This window comes from Lepagella muris, from assembly GCF_004793975.1.
In the GTDB taxonomy this organism is placed as follows: Bacteria; Bacteroidota; Bacteroidia; order Bacteroidales; family Muribaculaceae; genus Lepagella; species Lepagella muris.
This window is the reverse complement of sequence record NZ_SRYB01000010.1, coordinates 85,329-106,731: the sequence shown is the minus strand read 5'-3', so window position 1 is coordinate 106,731 and position 21,403 is coordinate 85,329. Positions and strand designations below refer to the sequence as shown.

The window sequence follows — 21,403 nt, the reverse complement described above, 5'->3', positions numbered from 1 at the left end:
AAATATAATGAAAAAAGTCAAACATCCGGATACAGACCGCCCACAAAGTCACCAAATGATATGGTTCCCTTGTGGGCGGCTTTCTATAAACACTCTATAACGTTTTCTATAATTTTGTTGGCAGCGGATGAAAGTCATCCTTATCTATTGTATCTATAGTGTGCTATTTGATTGCGGCATCAAGCTTCTTGCGGAAATCATCGTCAGAGGGGCGGAAGGCATCGGCATTGTAGATGGTGCCGTCGGCATTGATGACCATAAAACGCGGAATACCGCCTATGCCGTAGGCATCGGTCAACGCCTGATGGTCGTCGCCGGAAGCGCGGAACTGCGGCCATAGCGGCTTGTCTTTCTCCATCGCCTTTTTCCATGCATTCTCATCCTCATCAACCGATATGCTGAGGAACATCACCTTGTCGTTCCCCTTGTAATATTCCGTGTAGTGGCGTGCGATGTGGGGTATCTCTTTGCGGCAGGGTCCGCACCAGCTTGCCCAGACGTCGATATATATGACTTTGCCGAAGAATTCGCTCAGTTTATGGGGTTTGCCGTCGGCATCCGTGAAATTGATGTCGATGGCTTTCATTCCTGCGCGAGTGGACTTCAGCGATTTGACCTTGTTGGCGTAATATTTCACTACGGGAGAGTCTTCACCGGCAAATTCCACGAATGGAAGCCAGAAGTCATCGACATTGTTGCATTGTCCCCATTCCAGCACCTGAAGCGCACAATTGTTGAGAAGGGCTTTCCTTACATCAGGGTCGGTAATTTTCTCATCGATAGCCTTTATATAGGCGAGACCCCACGGTGTCATGTCGGCATCAAAATCCGGGGTTTCGAGTTTGCTTTCAAATGCCCATACCGGAAGATAGTTGTATAATCCGATCCATGAGTTAAGATCCACCGTGTCAAGCAGAATGGCAGCCTTTTTCTGGTCGGAGCCACACAGACGCACCCGGAAATTAAGATAAGCATCGTCGGTCAGGCGTTTGAGAAATTCCTTTACCTTACCGTCAGACACCTTGTCGAGATCACGTTTCAGCGCGGCGTAGTTATTGTCAATCTCTGCCTGTTTTACATCGGTCGGCACGGTGTCGTTCTCAAACGGGAAATATTTCCCTATGTCGAAATATTCGTTATACGCTTTCAGATATTCTGCGGCGCGTGCGTTGTCGCCTTTGAATATGAAGCTGCAATCCCCGTTTGAGTCGCGGGTCACGTCTATCTCGAGCGTTTTGCCCGGTTCCACGATAAACTGACGCGATGCGTTGTCGAGATATATCCATGCCGGGGCAAAATCCATATCTTTCAGTTCAACATTGTCCACAACAAGTGTAGACGGCGATTTACGCTCGGCTTTCAGACGTCGGGCATCAAATTCATTCTGACCCTTCTCTTTGCCGATTGTCAATTCCGATTTAGAGCAGTCGGTGGTGTCCGGGAAGTTCACTGTCAGAATCTGTGCGGGGGCAGAGAGTGCCGAAAGGCACAGAAGCGTCAGGAAAATGTGTCTTGTCATAATTTATATGTGATTATGAAGTCGGTATGACTCCTATTCGTAATTCTGTGAGAATGTGGGATTGGTCTGCATTACAGCAATGGGGAACGGCATGATCCAGAGTGGACTCTCCGGGGATATGGAGTATGTGCCGATTCCTGGAAAATCTCGGGTGATTGTCGCCTTGTATTCATCTTCCGAGTTCCAACGCTTGCGGTCGAAGAAGTTTTCAAATGTCATAAGGAATTCAATGAATTTCGCCTGTTGCAGCTCCTCCATAGCCTCCTTTACTGTGGAAGCCGTGAATGGCACGTATTTTTCGGGGTCGATACGGTGTTCGCGGATCTCATTGACGTAGCCCAGACCCTTCTCTATCTGATTGTCGCGGATGTAACATTCAGCGGCTACATACATTATGCTTTCCACGGTGAGTCCCCAGGGATTCTTGTAGGTGTCCCAGCCGGAGAATGAGAGACAACCCTCAACTCCCGAGCTCATCTCTCCATATATGCCGTTCCATATCTCTTCGCCCTCCTCCTTGTAGCCGGCGTAGCCGTAGTCGATCGTGAGATCGCCATCTTCAAACTTGGCAACGGTCTCGCGTGACAGATTATCGGCGAAAGGACACCAGAAACTCGGATTGCTCGATGCCACGTATAGGAAGTTGTTGGGAGAGGTGGGGAGGAGGAGCCAGCAATAATCATCCATCATGTAGAGACGGTCTTCTATGGTGTAGTCGCTGTCGAGTGCTTTGAGAGCGTAGGGGAGGGCATCCTGATAGCGTTTCATCTGGAAAAGTATCCTTGCCTTTATTGCGTTGCCGGTGGCGCGTGAGCAGCGGGTGACGGATGCGGTAGAGGGCAATGCGTCGATATACTTGTCGTCAAGATCCTCAAGGATTCTCTCATATACCTGATCAAGGGGAATCTGTTGCTTCTGATCCATGTCGTAGTTGTCAACGTAGGCTATGCCGCCGTTTTGTGATGCGGTGGCTGCATCATATTGGCGTGCATAGAGGTTGGCAGCCAGGAAATGCAGATATGCCCGTTTCAGATGTGCCTCGGCTATCACCTTCTGTTTGATGGATTGTTCGCCTGTGGCGGCATCAATTTTACCCAATGCCACGTTGAGGGTGTTGATTGCGCTGTAGATCGAGGTGTAGCGCGAGTCTTTCGATGCGAGATTCCCCCTGTCGAGATTCTCGTTGTAGCAGAGATATGAGGAGAGGAGCGTGTTGGTGTTGTTGATGAGCTGCTTCACCGTGGAGAACTCCTGTCCGTAGCTCTCATTCACCAGGATTGAGATGTCGGAGCCCGGGTCGGTGCTCACGTGGATCTCATTCAGCAGATATTCTATCTCCTGGGCTGTCTCGAGAGTGGTCTGTCCTTTCGGCACCATCTCTATGTCGCAGGAGGAAAGCATCAGCAATGATGCGGTAAGCGATAGGATATGATATCTTTTTTTCATTTCATTTTCTGTTTGCGGTTAGAATTTGATGTAAAGTCCGAGGGTGTAGCTGCGGGGTGTGGCGAAATCCCATTTACCGGTCTGTGCGTCCACACGTTCGGGGTCAATGCCATCGCCATTGCGCACCCATGTGGCCACATTGTTGATCTGCGCACGCAGACGCAGCTCCTCCATTCCCAATTTCTTGCATATTTTGTGGGAGAATCGGTATGTCAGCACGATGTTGCGGAGTTTCAGATAGTCAGCCTTGGCAATGTGGCGGTCGCTGAAGTAGACGTCGTCCCAATACATCTCGGAGTTGTTCATCACCATGCCGTTGCCAAGCATATCCTTGCGCTCCTCTTCCGATGCACGCCAATAAGCGAGATACTCCTTAGGCGCGGCATTGCCGTAGCTGTAGCTGCTGTCATAATACCATTTGTTGAAGTTCGGACGGAAATAATGACCGAGGTAGAATGCGGTCATTGCGCTGAGTGTGAACCGCTGATAAGTGATGGTCGGGGTGAAGCTGCCGCTCCATTTCGGGTCGAGCGAACCGCTGAACACCACGTCGGCAGGTTCAAACGTCTTGGATGTCAATCCGTCGTAGTTGGATGAGCCGTCGGCCTTCTTCCAATAGATGTGCTGGTAGCCCTCGTCGTCATAGCGGATGCCGTCCCAGACGTAGGAATAGATTGAGTTGACGGGATACCCCTCCTTATAGTCGGATGATTTAAGTGCGTTGTAGCCTGAAGTGGCGATATGGTTGATTTTCGTCACCTTATTATTGTTGTAGGCAAGGGCGATTTCTGCACTGATACCCACCTGCTCGGGTTGGGTGGCACGCAGGATGTCGCCGTTGAGCTGCAATTCAAAGCCACGGTTGCGGGTGTTGGCATTGTTCATGTTGAGGGAAGCCCATCCGGTGGTGGGGTCGGTGTCGACGAGGCTGAGGATATCGGAGCCGCGTTTGTCGTAGTAGTCGAGCGATCCGTTTATACGGAAATTGAGGAATGAAAAATCCACGCCGACGTTGAGTGTCTTTGTCTTTTCCCATCTCAGCTGGTCGTTTGGCGGGGTGTTGATAGTGGCATACTTGTCGCCGGTATCCTCATGCACAGATATCCTTGCAGTCAGGTATGACGTGTAGTTGGAATTGATGTTGCCGGTGACGCCGTAGCTGAAACGGGGTTTCAGCACGTCGATCCATGTGTTGTCCTGAAGAAACGCCTCGTTATGCACGTTCCAGCTTGCACCGACCGACCATAACGGGCGGCGTGTGAATTTCTTGTCGGCTCCGAATAGGTCAGCCTCATCAATACGGTAAGAGCCGGAAAGGTTGTAGCGGCTGTCGAAGGTATAGTTGGCGGTGGCATAATATGAGATGTATTTATGCTCGCTGTCGGAAAATTCAGCCACATCCGACCCGTAGAAATATACTCCCGAATTGTAGATAGAGCCTAAGTCGGTGCTCTTCAGTCGGCTGAGATCATAGAAGTTCATTGTGCCGTTGGAGTTGGTCAATGTCTTCTCGTCGTAGCCATATAGCTGAATGTCGGTATATTTGTCGCGTGTGTAGCGGTATTCATAGCCCGCGATTGCACTGATGGAGTGTTTCTCGGCGAAAGTCTTGTCGTAGGATGCCTGCACACGGAAAGTATAGTAATTATCCTCGATATTCTTCTCATCCATGAGTCCACCCTCCGGCATGTTGTGCTTGCCGTTTGAGGTGTAGAGGTTATACCAGTGGCGTCGCACGTAAGAGTCGCCGCGCTGGAGATCCTGTCGTTTTGCGGTGATGTCCTCATATTGGAACATTCCGGAGAGTTTCAGCTCCGGTATGGGGAAGAAATTGAGATGCACGAATGCTCTGGAGTAGGTCTCGCGGTATCTTGAGGTGTTCTGGAGCATCTCGTTTACGGGCACGAAGCCTTCATCCTTTAGTCCGAGGTCAGGATTTGCGAGCGACGGCTCATTGAGGTCTACGGCAGCCTGTAGGCGGGCAGGGGTCCCGTCGGGATTGTAGAAAGAGAGATAGCGAGGCTGGTCGGTGAATTTGGTGTAGTCGTAGTAGGAATAACGGCTCTTCTGGCGGGTGTTGTCAAGTTGCAGACCGACAGTGGCAGAAAACCATTTGATGGGATTTATGTCGCCGAGATAGCGGAGAGACAGACGGTTGTCATAGCTGTTGACCATGGTGGTGTTGTCGCCTTGCCAGTTGACGGTGAGATTATTGTTGAGAATCTTCCCTTTTGTACGCACGGAAAGGTTGTAGCGTTGTTCAGCACGTGTGTGGTTCATGAATCGGCTCCAATCATTGATGTAGTCATTCTGTCGCCATGTGTCAAGCTGACGGTTGTAGTCGGCATCGCTCACGTTGCCGTAATAATGGTTTATCATCATCCGGTTGAGTGGGTTCCAAGTGCCGCCATATCGGCTGAAGCTGCTCTCCATATATGAGAAATCGTCCGGACGGTTCTTAAGCCATTCGAATTGCGACGTCTCGAGTTCTATCAGTTCCGCTGCCGAGCAATAGCCGAGGTCATCATAGTTCTCACGTTCATGTATTGTGAAGTCAGCGTTAAATTCCACCGTCAGACGTTCGCTGAGCCCCTTCTTTGTGACCACGACGATGACACCGTTAGAGGCTCTTGCTCCGTAGATAGCAGCTGCCGCCGCATCTTTCAGGATTGTCACTTTCTCTATTTCGTAAGGGTTGATATCGCTGAGAGTGCCGTTTATGGGAAGACCGTCCACCACCACGAGAGGGGATGTGCTTGCCTTCAAGGTGCCGGTGCCGCGGATCTGTATCTTGTTGTCCTGTACTACCATACCTGCCACCTTACCTTCAAGATTGGCGGTTAGGTTCGACATTGTACGGGTGTCGAGATCTTTTGATGAAATCTGTTGGAATGCACCTGTGGCGTTCTCCTTCTTGATATTCTGATAGCCTGTCACCACCACTTCATCCATCTGTGAGATGCTGCTACTCATGACGATTTTCAGATGAGATTTCACCGACTTGTCGGTCAGAGCCAGATGATAGGGGTGCATGCCTATGCAATTGACAAGGAGGATGGGGTTCTCGTTGTCGATATGCAGCGTGAAGTTTCCGTCGATGTCGGAAGCGACACCGTTAGTGGTGCCTTGTATTGAGACAGTGGCACCCGGCAGTGGGTCGCCCTCCTCATCAAAGATTGTGCCGGAGACGGTAGCCTTCAGTTTGCTCCCCTTGGGCTTTATGCTCAGAGAGACGGTATTGCCGACGATTTTGTACGACAGCCCGAGCTGGAAGTCAATTGTCTCATCAAGGAGCCTGTCAAGGGGAAGATCATGGTATTTCCCTGTGACCGTGGAATGAAGGTCGGTTATCAGTTTCTTATGATACACGAAATCGCATCCTGTGGCTTTCTTTAAGATGGCAATTGCCGATTCTGCATCCGCATTATGAAATGTTGCGCTATAGTTTCGCGCAAGTGCGGTGAAAGGGATTATCATCAAGATAATCAATAGAAAAATGTTTCTCCTGTTCATTGATGCTGGTTTTGTTAGTTATAGTTGAAGTTAAATTTTTTTGTAATTATTGAGTTTGTCGGGAGATTATCACCACTCCATTCTCCAATGAGAATTTTATGTCTCCGCAATTCTCGATGATCTGTATGGCGGTCTCAAACTCTGCATATCGTGGAATGCTGCCCATGAATACGATATCCTCGATTGATGGGTCGGTAAATCGGTATTTGAAGTCATACCATCTGCTGAGGTCACGCATTATTGCGGAGATCGGCTGCTCCTCAAAGATGAATCTCCCGTGACGCCAACCCGTTATGACTTCCGGATTCACCTCCTTCATTTTTAATCGGTTGTCGCTGCGGTCAAATACTGCCTGATTTCCGGGGGATAGATGAATCTCGCCGCCGTTGTTTCCGATTGAGGAGAGGGCGATTGATCCGCTTTCAAGGGTAATGAACGCACACGGGTCGTCAGGATAGTCCCTGACGTTGAACGATGTGCCGTAGACGTGGATCATCTGGTCGGCTGTCTCAACAAAGAACGGGCGCGTATCATCCTTCCTGACTTTGAAATATGCCTCTCCCGCCACTTTTACCTTCCTCTCTCCGGAGGCGAAATGCTGTGGGTAGAAAAGTTTGGAATCGGAGTTCAGCCATACTTCGGTGGAATCCTCAAGTATGATCTTAAATTCGCATCCCACGGGTATGTTGAGGCATAGAGGCTTGTCGTCTACTATCTTTGCGGCGTTTTCATGGCATCTTTCAGCCATGTCGGCATTGTCTCGCACTACGATAGTGTCTGATCCTACGGAGAGTATGGCCTTTGATGTGCCGGGCTTTATGTCGTCGATTGAAGCAATCTCCACAACCCGTGTCGCTGTCGGCTTGACAATTGTGGTTTTATCCGGAGACTCATGTAGCATAACAATCGCCACCACGGCTGCGACCGCCACTCCCGTAATCGCTGCGGCGAGCCGACGCACTCTGCGTCGGTTCCTGTCGATGTCCTTTATCCGGCGTCGCATGTCGGATTCCGCTCTCTCGGTGTCAATGATGCTTCTCATCCGTAGCTCATGGTCGATGACACCGGGGTCGGAGAGTCGTCGCGACAGATCGCGATGGCTCTCGCTTTGCGATTCCCAACGGCTGATCTCCATCTTCTCTTCGGAGGAGAGCCTTGACAGGAGACGTTTGAAAAACAGATTACTGATACCGGACATAGTGGTTGCAATAAGATTTGTTGTTCTCTATTACGTTTGAAATTTGATTTGGTATACATTTATTTTGAAAAAATATGCCATTGATTGCAAAAAAATAATTAATCTTCGGAATTTATCGGCATTATGCGCCATATTTACTTCTTTTTTTGTTTGCGATTACTAAAAAGCGGGGTAATTGTTGTGAAATAGAAATATTATGAATAATTTTGTTAGTGCTAATGCTTGATTACAACTACATATATCGGTCGTTTGTTTCAGGAGACATACATCCCCTGTATGCTTATATGTATCCTGGATTGATTCGTTATGCCACAAGATTATTGGGGGAGACCCTTACATTCATGGCAGAGGATTGTGTGCAGGACTCAATTCTTAAGACTTATCTGGCACGAGAAGAGATAAAGAATGAGTCGCAATGGAGATCATGGCTTTTTGTGACGATACGCAATCGCGCTGTGGATATGATTCGGAAGGCGGAGAATAATGGCATTTATATAGAGAAGGTTAAGACTGACGGGGAATGGAGTGATGATGATGTGTCGTTGGATATAGTGGAGCAGGAGACTGTCGATATCATTTATACCGCCGTGCAGTCGTTGCCCGAGATTTATCGTCAGATATTTGAGCTGAGTTTTGAGCAGGCGTTGAGAAACTCGGAAGTGGCAGAGCAATTAGCAATAGCGGAAATCACGGTAAAGAAAAGGAAGGCACGTCTTCTGGAACTCCTTCGCCAGCGACTTGGCAGGTCGATAAGCGAGGAATACATCCTCATGCTCCTCTCGATGCAGCTCGCCGACTCAGTATAATCCTAACTTCCCTCTAAACCCTAAACCCTAAACCATAAACCATAAACTCTAAACCCAACCTCCCAATGGAATACATTACTACAGAAAACATCCTTCTTGTCGGCTCGCTACTTCTTGTGGCAGGCGTATTGATCGGAAAGACCAGCTATCGTTTCGGACTCCCATTGCTCCTTATCTTCCTTTTAGTGGGTATGGGATTCGGAACGGATGGTGCCGGCATTCAGTTCAGCGACATGCATACCGCACAGTTCATCGGAATGATAGCCCTCTGCATCATCCTCTTTTCAGGAGGAATGGGTACAAAGATAGCAGCCATACGCCCCATAATAGTGCCGGGCATCGTGCTTTCCACTGTCGGTGTCTTGCTTACCGCTCTTATAACCGGTGCGTTTATTTGGTGGCTCTCCGGAATGAGCTGGACTAATATCCATTTTGCCTTTGTGCCCTCATTGCTTCTTGCCGCCACAATGTCATCGACCGACTCGGCTTCCGTATTCGGGATACTCGGTAGCCAGAAGGTGGGTCTTAAAAACAACCTGCGCCCGATGCTTGAGCTGGAGAGCGGTTCGAACGACCCCATGGCGTATATGCTGACCATCATACTTATCGAGGTGCTGACAATAGGGGGTAAGCTCTCCGCCGGGTCGATTCTGCTTGAACTTCTGTTGCAGTTTGGAGTGGGGCTCGGCATGGGGTGGCTCATGGGAAAGATCACCCTCCGACTAATCGGATTCTACAACCGTATCGGAGGAGAGGCGGGGGCAAGGGAGGATGCCTCACAGGCGGCATCGATGCTGTCGATAATGATAGTGGGAAGCGTGTTCTTCACGTTTGCAGTGACTACCGCGCTTTCCGGAAACGGCTATCTTGCCGTATACGTATGTGGCATTGTCCTCGGTAACGCCACTATCCCGAACAGCAGGGGTATCTTGAAATTCCTTGACGGATTGACGTGGCTTGCACAGATAGTGGTGTTCCTCATGCTGGGGCTTTTAGTCAATCCTCATGAGATGGTGGAGGTGGCAGCCGTGTCGCTGCTTATCGGAGTGTTCATGATTCTTGTCGGGCGTCCGTTAAGCGTATTCCTGTCGCTTTCACCGCTACGGAAGATTTCTATGCGCTCAAAACTGTTTGTATCGTGGGTGGGTCTTCGTGGAGCGGTGCCCATCATATTCGCCACCTATCCGGTCATCGCCGGCATTGAGGGGGCATCCCAGATTTTCAATATAGTGTTTTTTGTGACTCTCCTGTCGCTGCTCGTACAGGGCACCACCGTGATTGCGACTGCTCGTCGGCTGAAACTTATAGATACGGATGCCGTGGATGATGATGACTTCGGCGTGGAACTTGCTGATGAGCTTCCCACCACACTCAACACCCTGACGCTCACGGAGGAACATCTTTCTCGCGGACGCACCTTACGCGACATGAATTTGCCTGAGGGTTCACTCGTCATGATGATACGCCGTGGCGACCGCTACATAGTTCCCAACGGCACCCGTCGCCTGCATCCCGGTGACCGTCTCCTCATCATCCGCGAGACGGAGCTGACAGCGCAAGGCTCCTCGCGTTAAGACTCCATTTTTTTGAAACGGGGTCTAACTCCAAGAAATCAATCGCAAGATTTTACAGAGGAAGAACTATTAAAAATCAATAAATTCTGTGTGGTTGCCCTGTGAGCCTCCCGGAAAAGTGACGGTAACATTTGGTTTCGAAAAAGTTTTTTCTTAAATTTGCAATGCAATCCTCAGGAGCAGTCTGTCTCTATACATAGATTGCTCCTTATGGAGGGAAGATTACATCACCTTGGCAATTCGGTCTGCACGATGGACTGAAAGTGATGGGACGGCTCTTCTTCCCCAAAACCATGACATACTCTGCGTCCCGTCTTGCAGAATCTGGCTTCATCGCATATCGCCGATGAGCGGTGCATTTTTTGTGGTTTTTACCACCGTGTGTGCCTGTTGGATTCTTTCTGCAAGTCAAGTCTTTTTGCAAAGACCGGAATCAAATAGATTGAGTTTTTATCGGCGACTGCTAAAAAGCCAGTAAACTATCCTTTCGGATATCTCGTCTGTGGATCAGGCGACAAGTGTTTACATAAACTTCTTAACAGCAAAGCCAACTATGAATGAAATCAAGATTGGATTCGGCCCATTTTCCAAGCCTCGCATCAATCGCGAGGCGTTTGACGCTGTATTAAAGTCTGAAGTTGTCGGTGAAAACACCGCCACTTATGAGTTTGAGACCCCTGTCACAGCCATCGGTGCACATGCGTTCTTTGACACAAACAAGGGCATTGAAGAGGATCTCTTCCTCCACTATATTGAACTCCCCGACTCGGTAGAGACGATCCATCCGGAGACCTTTGACGGTATTTGTAAGCTAAAGAGTAAGCTGCTGGTAGACAACATGCTTATCATTGACAATGTACTCATCAAGCATTTTGACTCTTATAATTCCGGTGAGGTGAGTGTGCCGGAAGGGATGACGGCTATCGCACCAGGGGCTTTATCCGGATTCTGGGCAAAAAAAATCATCTTACCATCTACCCTTAAAGAGATCGGGAAAGAAGCGTTTAGAGGCTGCACCCATCTCACATCTGTCAAACTGCCGAAGGGTCTGGAGAAGATTGGGGACTATGCCTTCTCTAACACCGCGCTTGGCACTGCCACAATCCCCGACTCGGTCACCAGCATCGGAGTGGAAGCATTTTCCGATTGCTCCAAACTTAAAAAGATAAAGATTGGGAAGAGTGTGGAGCGAATAGGAGAGAGAGTAGTCAGTCGATGTCATTTGCTGGCGACAATCGATGGTAGAGGTGCATCCGCCGACAAACGCATGCTTATCTTTGACGGCACATTGCTCGCATATACGGCAGCATCAAAAGAATCCCATCTGGAAATACCTGAAGGCGTCAAGCGCATCGGCAGCGATGCCCTGTTTGATGCCAAGAACTTGACCTCGGTAACTCTGCCATCCTCATTGGAAAGCATTGGTACCGGCGCTTTTCAACGCTCCTCCATCACCGAAATTGAGGTGCCGGAGAGCGTGACAACCATTGAGTACGGAGCTTTCTCAACTACTATAATTGAAAAATTCTCCGGAAAATTCGCAACTGCCGACGGCAGCGCGCTGGTAGAGGGGAATACCCTGTTGGCGGGTGCCGGCAATCGCTCTTTCACGTTGAATATTCCTGAAAATGTCACAGAAATTGCACCGATGGCATGCTATCTTGGAGAAATTAGTGGCGTGACCTTCCCCGACTGCGTAACCGTCATCGGTAGCAAGGCGTTCGCGTATTGCAGCAACATGTGTCTCCCTGTAGATGCGCTCCCGAAAAATCTTGAAATCATCGGTGAGATGGCATTTGAACAAAGCGTAATGCGATCAGACATGTTCAGAGATGGCGTCATCATCCCCGCCAATGTCAAGGAGATCGGCTACCATGCATTTTTCTCTACAGCTGCTTACTCTGCATCTGCAAATACCTACTGGTTCGAACCCGTCACTCCTCCCAAGATCGATACTACCGGTATGCGTATCAATGCCATCTACGTGCCTGAGGAGGCGCTCGAAGCATACCGTAACGCATATCCCGAGTTTTCCGACAAAATCCATGTGTGGGAGAGGTAAGATTATGATAGAGTTAGACATTATTGATGGAAAATTGATAAAAGCCTTTGCCACAGATGGCAAAGCATGCTTTTCTCTTGAAATACCGGAAGGCGTGACTGAGGTGGCCGACGGTGCTTTCGCCGGAGTGAAAAAAGAATTGTTCTCCGTCACTAAAATCGTGCTACCCGCAAGCCTGCGTCGCATCGGGGCGAAGGCTTTTAAAGACGTCACCCGACTCCGATCTCTCAAACTCCCCTCAAATCTGGAATACATAGGTGACGAAGCGTTTGCCAAACTGGAACATATAAAGACCCTCACCATACCCAATAAGGTGACACACATTGGCAAGCGTGCATTCTGTGGCTGCATCAAGCTCAACAAGATCAAAATTGGCAAAGGTGTGGCAGAGATCGGTGAAGGTGCCTTCGCCGACTGTTCTTGGGTAAGATCAGTGGAAGGCAAATTTGTAGAAGGGAATACAATTGTATACAATGGCACGCTTATCGCGTATTTCGGTGAGGGTGAATCATTCTCCATTCCCGCCAATATGGAGAGAATTGGCGATAAGGCCTTTTCATCATCGGCACGCGACGACAACTGGTACCGCAACTACCCACCCCTCGGTCCCACCGAAGTCATACTGCATGATAATGTGCGCAGTATCGGCGATCTGGCTTTCTATGGCACAAGAATCAAGAAACTCCACATTCCGCAATCGGTGGAGAAAGTAGGAGCTAACCCGATTGCCGGACGAGGCAGCGTAGACCTCGAAGGTAAATTTGTGCATGAAGGGCGCGCGATTATCTGCGGAGACCACCTGTGTGCCCACCTACCTGTGGCACAATCATACTCAATCCCCGACAGTGTAAGCGAGCTGGATGACTATGCATTCTGCGTATGCCGGGCGGAGGAGGGAATTGTATTGCCCCCTTCCATAAAAAGAGTTGGAGACAAATGCTTCTATAATTGCGGCAGCATGAAGAGCATAATTCTGAATGAGGGATTGGAACGGATTGGCAACGAGGCTTTTGGATGCTGTGATGCCCTCATGGCAATAACCTTTCCTGCATCGCTGAAAAGCATCGGAGAGGAAATCTTCACTTTTCCCGAAAAGCTGACCTGCATCACCTTCCTTGGGGAAGAGCCCCCGTTATTCGAGGGTGATCTGATCGTGCGCCTCGATCTTTTCAAGGGATGTGTGAAGGTGCCTGCCGCATCAGTTGAAGAATACAAAAAGGCTCTTCCCTATATGGCTGAGCCTCTCCCGCAATATCCTAAGGGCAGAATACTCCCACTATAAACAAATTTCATTACGATTAAAACTTTTGTAGATTTTGCCAAAAGTTTTCATTACGATTAAAACTTTTCGTATATTTGCCGAAAGTTTTAATCGTAATGAAAACTATCATATCCCCAAATACGTGATTTCTCTTGATTCCACCTTCCCCAATACCTACAAGGGAATCCGACACATGTCGTTACGCGATTTCCTTCTCCTCGAATACGAATTCAATCAGTAGCAGATATGAGATATATTTTAGATTTTATACTTGTGGTGGTCTCTTGTATGATTTGGTTCAATTCTTGCGGGTCAAGTCATCCTGACGCGCGTCTTGAGGCAGTCAAGGGAATCGTGGACGAGTCTCCTGAACTTGTACGCAGAAAGTTGGATTCAATAAATCCGAGATCACTCTCGGTGAAAGACCGTCACCTCCATGACCTTCTGAAAATAAAGGCGAACGACAAATGTATGGTGCTTCATACGTCGGATTCCGTCATACTCCGACTTGTGGAATACTATTCCTCGCACCGGAATGAGGCGAACTATCCGGAGGTGCTCTACTATGCCGGACGCGTCTATTGCGATATGGGCGACTACCCCCAATCAATTGACTATTTCCACAAAGCTCTTGATATGCTTGAGGATACTCCTGAGAATGTTCATTTGCGAGGAATGATTATTGGTCAGTATGCATGGATATTGCAGGAGCTGCGATTATACCGCCAAGCCATACCATATTTCAGGGAAACCATAAAGTTGGATTCAATTGAAGGTAATGCCTATTACACCACTATTGATTATCAATTTCTTGGAAGTGCGTATCTTGATTTAAAAGAAATAGATAGTGCTCAATTTTATTTCAATCGGGCATTAATCTCAAGTGAGAATCTGTCTGAGAGTAAAAGAAGTGAATTGAAGGCACATCTTGCGCATGCCTTACTTGAGAATGGGAATCTGTCGGTCGCCTTAAATCAGATAAGGGGCGTACCTGAGAAATGTGACTCTGCTTTTAAGAGTTATCCCACAGCAATAGCCGCACGTATATATTATAGGTCGGGATATTTCGATACGGCATATATGTATGCCCGGCAGCTGATAAGCGATCCTGCAGACAATAACCTGAAAACCGGTTATTCCCTGATGTTTTCTCCGGGAATCATGGAGAAACTCCCTTATGACTCTCTGTCCGCATACGCCTTGCGGTATCGCAACGTAATGGAGAATTTTATAGACCGACATGCAAAAGACCAGTCGTTAATCCAAGTATCAAACTTCAACTATCAGCAGCATGTTCGTGCAAAGGAGAAAGCCGAGCATTCAAGGAAGTTGCTATGGTATGTTGTGATGTGTCTTATCACTGCATTGTCCGTTTTAAGCGCGGTTTTGATATATATGAGATATCGATACAAGAATAAAATACTGCAGATGAAATATTCCTTGAAGAATGTGCAGCTACTGAATACCGGTAAGACAGCTGAAACTCTGGTCAACCGGACATATTCTACGCCTTGTGAACAACAGGCAACCTCATCCATAGATATGTATTCTGCTGAAAGGACTGCCGATACAGAGAATGAAAGACCTGAAAAGTCTGATAATGTTGACGAGCCGGCACCGGAAGGGCTTCCGATTGACAATGAGGACCGGAATATGATTCCGATTGTTAGTTCAAATTCAAAGGATGAACTGCGGAAAAAACTTCTTGATGAGATTTTGAAGTTTATTGACAGTGGAATGGCAGCAAACATATCTCCAGTGATATTGCAATCTGAAGCGTATGCAGAGATGCAAAAAATGATAGCCTGCAAGAAGGTAATCACTGAAAATAGTAAATTATGGGGTAAACTTGAATCGTTGGTAATCTCCGTTTCCCCTAATTTCCATTATCATCTCCAGCTCCTTACCGGCGAACCTATCAAGCCTCGCTATCTCCATATCTGCCTTCTTATAAAATGCCATGTCTCCCCTTCCGACATGGCAATCCTTCTTGGAAAGTCGAAAGGTACCCTCTCATCCCACCGTGGATCACTCTGCCGGAAAATATTCGGGGTGAATCTGGGCGCAAAAACCTTTGACGATCTAATCAAGTCATTATAACCATATTACTACTTCAAAACAGTGCGATTTTTGTGCGATTTTATGCCGGGATATAAAAATCGCACAAAAATCGTACACCTTTATATATACCTTTATTCTCTTTCTACTTAACTTTGCGATACAAAAATTAACTGACAAAAAGACACGCATCATGAAAAAGTCCTTTGCATCTATTTTATTATTTTTCTTTTGCATCTCTTATTCTTTAGAGATCTTCGGACAGCCTGTCGATTCTATTGATGTGAATTTATACAATAGTGAACATGAGCAGCATAATAACTATGGTCATAGAAAATCACCACGACCGATTTTATGCCGTATTGACTTCGAATCGAGCACTATCATTATTGATGAAAACGGACTCTCTGAAGATGTTCTCGCATACGAACTTTGGGATGAAGGAGGAAGATACGCAATAACCGTATCATCCGATGAAACTGTTTTTGTAGAGACTATTAAATCTCTTCAAAACGGAGTCTATATACTAAAAGTAATCACAATTGATAAGACCCTTAAAGGCTACCTATATCTTTAAGAAGTCATTTAAATGAGAATTTGCAAAACAGGGTGTATTTTACTGAATATTCATCTTGAACAATAAACCGGATATGATAACAGGGTCAGCATTAAATACTGAAAAATATGAACGATACACAGGGATAATTATATGCTCATGTGTACGTTGTGTCATATCCCTTACGTTTATTGCTTCGGGTATGCTGAAAGGTGTCAATATCGATGCTTTCAGTCAAACCGTAGGGGCATTCCTCGGTCTTTGGGGGATAAGTGCCGATTGTAGCTATGTGATTGCTGCTTGTATATGTATTGGGGAAATGGCGTTAGGGTATGTTGCACTTATCCGAATGTTATTTATTCGTTTCCATTGGGTGTATCCAATGGTTATGTCCGTGTTCGCTTACATAACGTATACAAACCTTACGGATACATACGGAGGAATCGAATCATGCGGCTGCTTTGGAGAATTTATCCATCTTAATCCTGCTCATTCTTTTTATAAGAATCTCGCTCTTCTATTGGCATGTGTTGGTTTAAGCCTGCATACGGCTTTGATATCGCCAAGACAGGAACTATGTTCTGCCGTCAGTATGCGAAAACTATCTCTCATAATAGCTGCGTCAGCATTACCGATAGTGTTCTCCATGATATTTATGCACATTATCGGTCAATCAACCTACATATTACTCTATGTTGTAATATGTGTTATTTCATTTACAATTGAAATGTCTGAGCGTAAATATTATACTCAGCGTTTGACCACCAAGAGTCTGGTTATAGGGTTATCGGTAATCTTTGTATCATATAGTATTCAGATTGAATATCTGATTCATGAAATAGGTGGTGCTTTTACTATAACATAGGACACATTTCCTTCACATACCACAGAATGTACACATGACAATGAAATATAATCGGATAATGAATCTATCACATCAAGTAATGATTAACTAAATCTCTAAAAATGAAACAGAAAAAGTTATTGTTGCCTCTAACGGCAGTTTTATTTTTGACTGTCTTTGGCTATCACGGCATTAAGACTCTTTCCCAACAAGAGGGTCATAGTACTCAATTGTTAATGCAGAACGTTGAGGCTCTATCTGAAGATGAGATTACAACACAATGGGAATATCCAGATGGTATAGAAACTGACAGTTTTGAATGTGGTGCCAGATTAAAGGATGGCAAAAAATGCACCTTCATTGTAATAACATGCGGTGGTGGAGGAAAGGGATGCAATAGTCGTCGTTGCAATCTTCATGGATAAACAGAAATACAATGAAGCCTATTATCAACCTGAAAATTGGCAAGAATTTTCTTGCCAATTTTCCACGTTTAATCCTTCGTATTAGAAATGAAAAAATCATCAGCAATTACACTTGTCACAGGGATTGTTTCCGTTGTTTTTGTATCTTGCAATAATACTAAGAAGGGCAATGGTACAGATTTGACCACTTTATATGAGATTGATTATTCACATCCTGATCAGGCTAATACAATATCCACAATTGTTGATTCCGTGGAATTTATTCCATTGCATGGCTCGATAGAGAATCCCATATCCGGCATTGACGAACTACAGGTAACCGACCAAGGGATATATATTCTTGATAGAAGGAGAAACAAATTGCATGCATATTCTAAGGATGGGAATCAGCTATTCACATTACACTCAATGGGACATGCGCAACAAGAGTATCTTGAGATTGCTTGTATCGCGGTTACAGACTCATCGGTATTTATTGTTGACAACTTCGGGAAAAAGATAAATGAGTATGGCTCCGACAACGGCATGTTCAAAAGAAGCTATAATGCCCCTATCGTCATCGGGGCTATTCGCCCATTGGATAACGGTGGTTTCATTCTTGCAGAGTTGCCAATGGAGGGAGTGAACCAAATAGAGAATTCAGACGGTAATCGGTTATATATCGCTGACAGTTCTTTCAGAATAAAGCATTCAATCTATCCGTATGATAACCATAGAGACAAGATTGGAATGGGACGATTCCTCTCTGACAATGATTCGGTTATTATATATTCATCGACCGGATACAACGGATTCTCAAAGATCTCTGCCAAAGACGGGAACTTTATCGGCAACGTGTCGGTTAACACTGCCCGACCATTCAATAATATAGAGATAGCAGAAATGGATAAATCAAAGGCAAGGGATTATGTGGTAGAAAAGCGGTGGCAATTTCTAACCACAACGCCTATGATGGCAGGAAAGTATATATGCCTTTCAGTAAAGGATGAAGATACGGCAGAGCCTTGTATATACGATGAAAAGTCGGGCAAACTGTATTTTAATGACAATATCTCAATGCATAATAATATGATTGCGCCTGATGATGCGTATGGCAACAGTTTTTATATTGTATATAATTTCGGAGGAGAGTTTCTGGATGGTCAGTTAGATATGGGTTTTAACCGTCCTCCGCTCGTTGCCGATTCAATTATCCGTAATGACGGCGCAGTTTTGTTGCGATATAGAATGAAGATTGACTAAAAAATGAAAGTCATTCAGTAGATGACAGTATAAATAGAGATTGCGGAAACATTAATATAACCAATTCATTATTATCAAAAATATTACTATGAAGCAAAGCATGTCTTATATAAGATTAATTGCTTTTAGCATGACATTATCAATATTTTCATTAGTGTCATGCGAAAGTGGTTTGGACTTTGCACTTGATAAGGCTGGAGAAAACCGTGGCGAAATGGAGAAAGTGCTCGAATACTTCCGCAATGACCTTGATCCGCTGAAGTATGAGGCAGCGCAGTTTCTTATAAGTAATATGCCCTACCATTATTCATATTCCGGAGATGTAGTCGAACAGTATGACTCCATATATCTGGAAATGGCAAAGTATCCCGTTCAGAAGAGAGACAGTGTGTTGGCAGCTATTACGGAAAATTTAGATTTAAAATCAGCAAGAGTCATCACCGACATAAGATCACTGACGGCTGACTACCTTATAAAAGCAATCAATGATGCTTTTGAGACGTGGAAGAATACTCCTTGGCATGAGACGTATGACAAATCACTGTTTTTTAACTATGTCCTGCCTTATCGTCTCACTCAAGAACAACCAAGTGACTGGAGAGAAGAGATTGAAAGATGTTTCCCTTATCTCTCATCAGATTTCGTTATCAGCAGAAGAGGAATGTACTATGAGGCAGAAGATGCAGATTTACGCGGATGCAGAGAGCAGTCTCTTGAAAATGCATCCCAGAGAAAGATTGTTGATCTTGACAACAGTGATGCTGAAGTTAGTTTCCAACTGTCGTCTCCGCTAAATGCAAACAAACAGATATGGTTGAGATATGCCTCTGTTTCCGAGAATCCGGAAATAAGTGTAATTGTCAACGGTAGACATGTCATTGACAGTCGGCTGCAACCCACAGTGTTCATGCAGGAATTACGCGACTCTCGTTTCGGTATTCCGATTGATTTGCAGGCAGGAGAAAACACGTTGACAATCAAATATAAATCCGGCAGAATACTTCTGGACAGAATCATGGTGTCGGCTATCGAGCCAATCAAATCAGATAAATCAAAAGATTTCACATCATCGCTTTACCGCATAAGAAATGCCGCGACAGGTAATTACATCACATTTGACACGGTGCAAAAGTCTCTTCTGAATCTGATACGGCTTCTTCCGCTTGAAGAAAAGACCGACAGCAGCCCTATGTTGCGTTTTGATTTCAAGGGAGAACAATGCTGGAGCATATCGTCGTTCCGCAGAGACTCTATGGATTTGTGTATTGAGGCGAGATATTGCAGTACTGACGTTGGCGCACCGATGAGCCAGTATCATTATCAAGGCGGATTTCATCAGAGATGGATAATTATACCGTGCGGCATGGGCACTTTCAAGATAATGGGTAAGGACAGTGGACTTTTCCTTGAATCCGCCACAAATGAGGATGGTGACGAGATCCTGATACAAACTCCGTTTGCCGACAAGGAGACGCAAAAATGGGATATGGAGATTTGTGGGGCAAACACCATTCCGAATCCCCATTATCAATTTGGAAGTGCCATTGCCGAAGCAATGAAAGTGTACGACAGGATAGGACAATTCGAGTGGATGAAATTCAAGGGACCGATCCCACCGAAGACAGCATCATTGATCAAAGCGAAGACAGGTCATTGCGTGTGCGAGGCAAGTTTTACAGTAAGTCTATGCCGTTATTTAGGCATACCTGCGGCTATTGACTTCACGCCCAACTATGGCAACCGCAACCAGGGGCATACTTGGAGCGTGCTGATCAATCCGGACGGGACATCCACCCTCTTCCATAATGGTTTTGCTCCAGGAGATTCTGTATATTTTGTACGTGATTATGTGAAGCCGAAGGTTTACCGTCATCAGTTTCAATTAAACAGAAAAATCGCGGATGATCTAAAAGGAGAGAAGGATGTGCCGAGATTGTTCCGCAACGCTGACTTCATTGATGTCACTGAAGAGTATTGCCCGGTGACGGATGTGACGCGCACGGTGCCCGCTAATGTCAATGGCAAGATAGCCTATATCTGCGTGTTCGACAACAAGGATTGGGTTCCTATTGATTATGCAAGGATTTCTGGAAGGAAAGCCACTTTCCGCTTGATGGGACGGAACGTGGCATATATCGCCGCCACATTTAAAGATGGGAATCTCAAACCATTCGGCAATCCTTTTATTATTAATTCCGATGGCAACATAAGGGAGATAGTAGCCGACAAGGTAAAATGCCGGGATATGACAGTTTTGCGTAAATATCCCTTTATGAGCTACCGGGATCCTTTCAACCACCGCATGGAGGGTGGTCGATTTGAGGCATCTGATAATTCTGAGTTTAGAGACGCCTCCTTATTGCATACGCACAAAGGAATCACCAATGGCAATTGGTATGATGTCAATATCAATGATGATGACTCTTATCTTTATATAAGATATATCGGTCCGAATGACTCCTATTGCAATATAAATGAGATTGAGTTCATCGGAGAGTGCGGTAACATACTGCATGGAGAGATAATCGGCACTTCCGGAGTTGCCGGTAAAGAAAAAGAAAAGGTATTCGATGGAGATATTCTGTCGGGGTTTGAAGGGGATAGTCCTGACGGACATTGGATTGGCTTGAAGTTGGATAAACCTCAGCGAATTGACCGCATACGTTATATACCCCGGACAGACGGCAACTGTATTGAAATAGATGATCAATATGAACTGCTCTATTGGGATGACAATAGATGGGTGTCAATTGGTAAGAAGATAGCTGATTCTAATAGTATTGTCTTCCCCAAAGTCCCGATTGGCGGTCTATATCTTGTCAGAGACCTGACAAAAGGTAAGGAGGAAAGAATATTCACATACGAGGATATGAAACAGATTTGGTGGTAAAACAAAGTC

Annotated in this window: 14 protein-coding genes; 10 read left to right on the top strand and 4 right to left on the bottom strand. The window is 46.0% G+C overall.

The window, feature by feature from the left end; translation table 11 throughout:
• Positions 1-163: 163 nt before the first annotated feature.
• The 4 genes from E5331_RS08725 to E5331_RS08710 are packed head-to-tail and all read right to left on the bottom strand — an operon-like array spanning position 164 to position 7,676.
• On the bottom strand, positions 164-1,519 hold the full coding sequence (locus E5331_RS08725) for a TlpA family protein disulfide reductase (RefSeq protein WP_123482102.1): 1,356 nt from the start codon (positions 1,517-1,519) through the stop codon (positions 164-166).
• 33 nt (positions 1,520-1,552) lie between these two features.
• Positions 1,553-2,965 (bottom strand): RagB/SusD family nutrient uptake outer membrane protein, encoded by a 1,413-nt coding sequence (locus E5331_RS08720; RefSeq protein ID WP_135985598.1) that lies wholly within the window; start codon positions 2,963-2,965, stop codon positions 1,553-1,555.
• Between the two features lie 18 nt (positions 2,966-2,983).
• Complete coding sequence (locus E5331_RS08715; protein ID WP_123482104.1) at positions 2,984-6,478, bottom strand: SusC/RagA family TonB-linked outer membrane protein; 3,495 nt, start codon at positions 6,476-6,478, stop codon at positions 2,984-2,986.
• A 46-nt stretch (positions 6,479-6,524) separates the two neighbouring features.
• Positions 6,525-7,676, bottom strand: coding sequence for a FecR domain-containing protein (locus E5331_RS08710; RefSeq protein ID WP_123482105.1), 1,152 nt, complete (start codon positions 7,674-7,676; stop codon positions 6,525-6,527).
• A 218-nt stretch (positions 7,677-7,894) separates the two neighbouring features.
• Here E5331_RS08710 and E5331_RS08705 point away from each other — a divergent pair, with 218 nt between their 5' ends.
• The 10 genes from E5331_RS08705 (at position 7,895) to E5331_RS08665 (ending at position 21,394) form a co-directional block, all read left to right on the top strand.
• Complete coding sequence (locus tag E5331_RS08705) at positions 7,895-8,482, top strand: RNA polymerase sigma factor (RefSeq protein ID WP_123482106.1); 588 nt, start codon at positions 7,895-7,897, stop codon at positions 8,480-8,482.
• A gap of 65 nt (positions 8,483-8,547) precedes the next feature.
• Positions 8,548-10,056, top strand: coding sequence for a potassium/proton antiporter (locus E5331_RS08700; protein WP_123482107.1), 1,509 nt, complete (start codon positions 8,548-8,550; stop codon positions 10,054-10,056).
• Positions 10,057-10,609: 553 nt separating this feature from the next.
• Positions 10,610-12,118: a leucine-rich repeat domain-containing protein gene (locus E5331_RS08695; protein ID WP_123482108.1), complete on the top strand. Its 1,509-nt coding sequence runs from the start codon at positions 10,610-10,612 to the stop codon at positions 12,116-12,118.
• A gap of 4 nt (positions 12,119-12,122) precedes the next feature.
• The gene (locus E5331_RS08690) at positions 12,123-13,400 is read left to right on the top strand and encodes a leucine-rich repeat domain-containing protein (protein ID WP_168355187.1); all 1,278 of its coding nucleotides are present in this window, start codon (positions 12,123-12,125) and stop codon (positions 13,398-13,400) included.
• 225 nt (positions 13,401-13,625) lie between these two features.
• Positions 13,626-15,479: a tetratricopeptide repeat protein gene (locus E5331_RS08685; RefSeq protein ID WP_136013247.1), complete on the top strand. Its 1,854-nt coding sequence runs from the start codon at positions 13,626-13,628 to the stop codon at positions 15,477-15,479.
• A gap of 151 nt (positions 15,480-15,630) precedes the next feature.
• Positions 15,631-16,014, top strand: a complete 384-nt coding sequence (locus E5331_RS08680) for a hypothetical protein (RefSeq protein WP_123482111.1) — start codon at positions 15,631-15,633, stop codon at positions 16,012-16,014.
• Positions 16,015-16,087: 73 nt separating this feature from the next.
• On the top strand, positions 16,088-16,858 hold the full coding sequence (locus E5331_RS20350) for a MauE/DoxX family redox-associated membrane protein (RefSeq protein ID WP_136903607.1): 771 nt from the start codon (positions 16,088-16,090) through the stop codon (positions 16,856-16,858).
• Between the two features lie 101 nt (positions 16,859-16,959).
• Positions 16,960-17,262 (top strand): NVEALA domain-containing protein, encoded by a 303-nt coding sequence (locus tag E5331_RS08675; protein WP_123482113.1) that lies wholly within the window; start codon positions 16,960-16,962, stop codon positions 17,260-17,262.
• A gap of 87 nt (positions 17,263-17,349) precedes the next feature.
• Positions 17,350-18,504 (top strand): 6-bladed beta-propeller, encoded by a 1,155-nt coding sequence (locus E5331_RS08670; RefSeq protein WP_123482114.1) that lies wholly within the window; start codon positions 17,350-17,352, stop codon positions 18,502-18,504.
• A 130-nt stretch (positions 18,505-18,634) separates the two neighbouring features.
• Positions 18,635-21,394 carry an RICIN domain-containing protein gene (locus E5331_RS08665; RefSeq protein ID WP_168355186.1) on the top strand — a complete coding sequence of 920 codons (2,760 nt, stop codon included), beginning with the start codon at positions 18,635-18,637 and terminating at the stop codon, positions 21,392-21,394.
• The last annotated feature ends 9 nt before the right edge of the window (positions 21,395-21,403 follow it).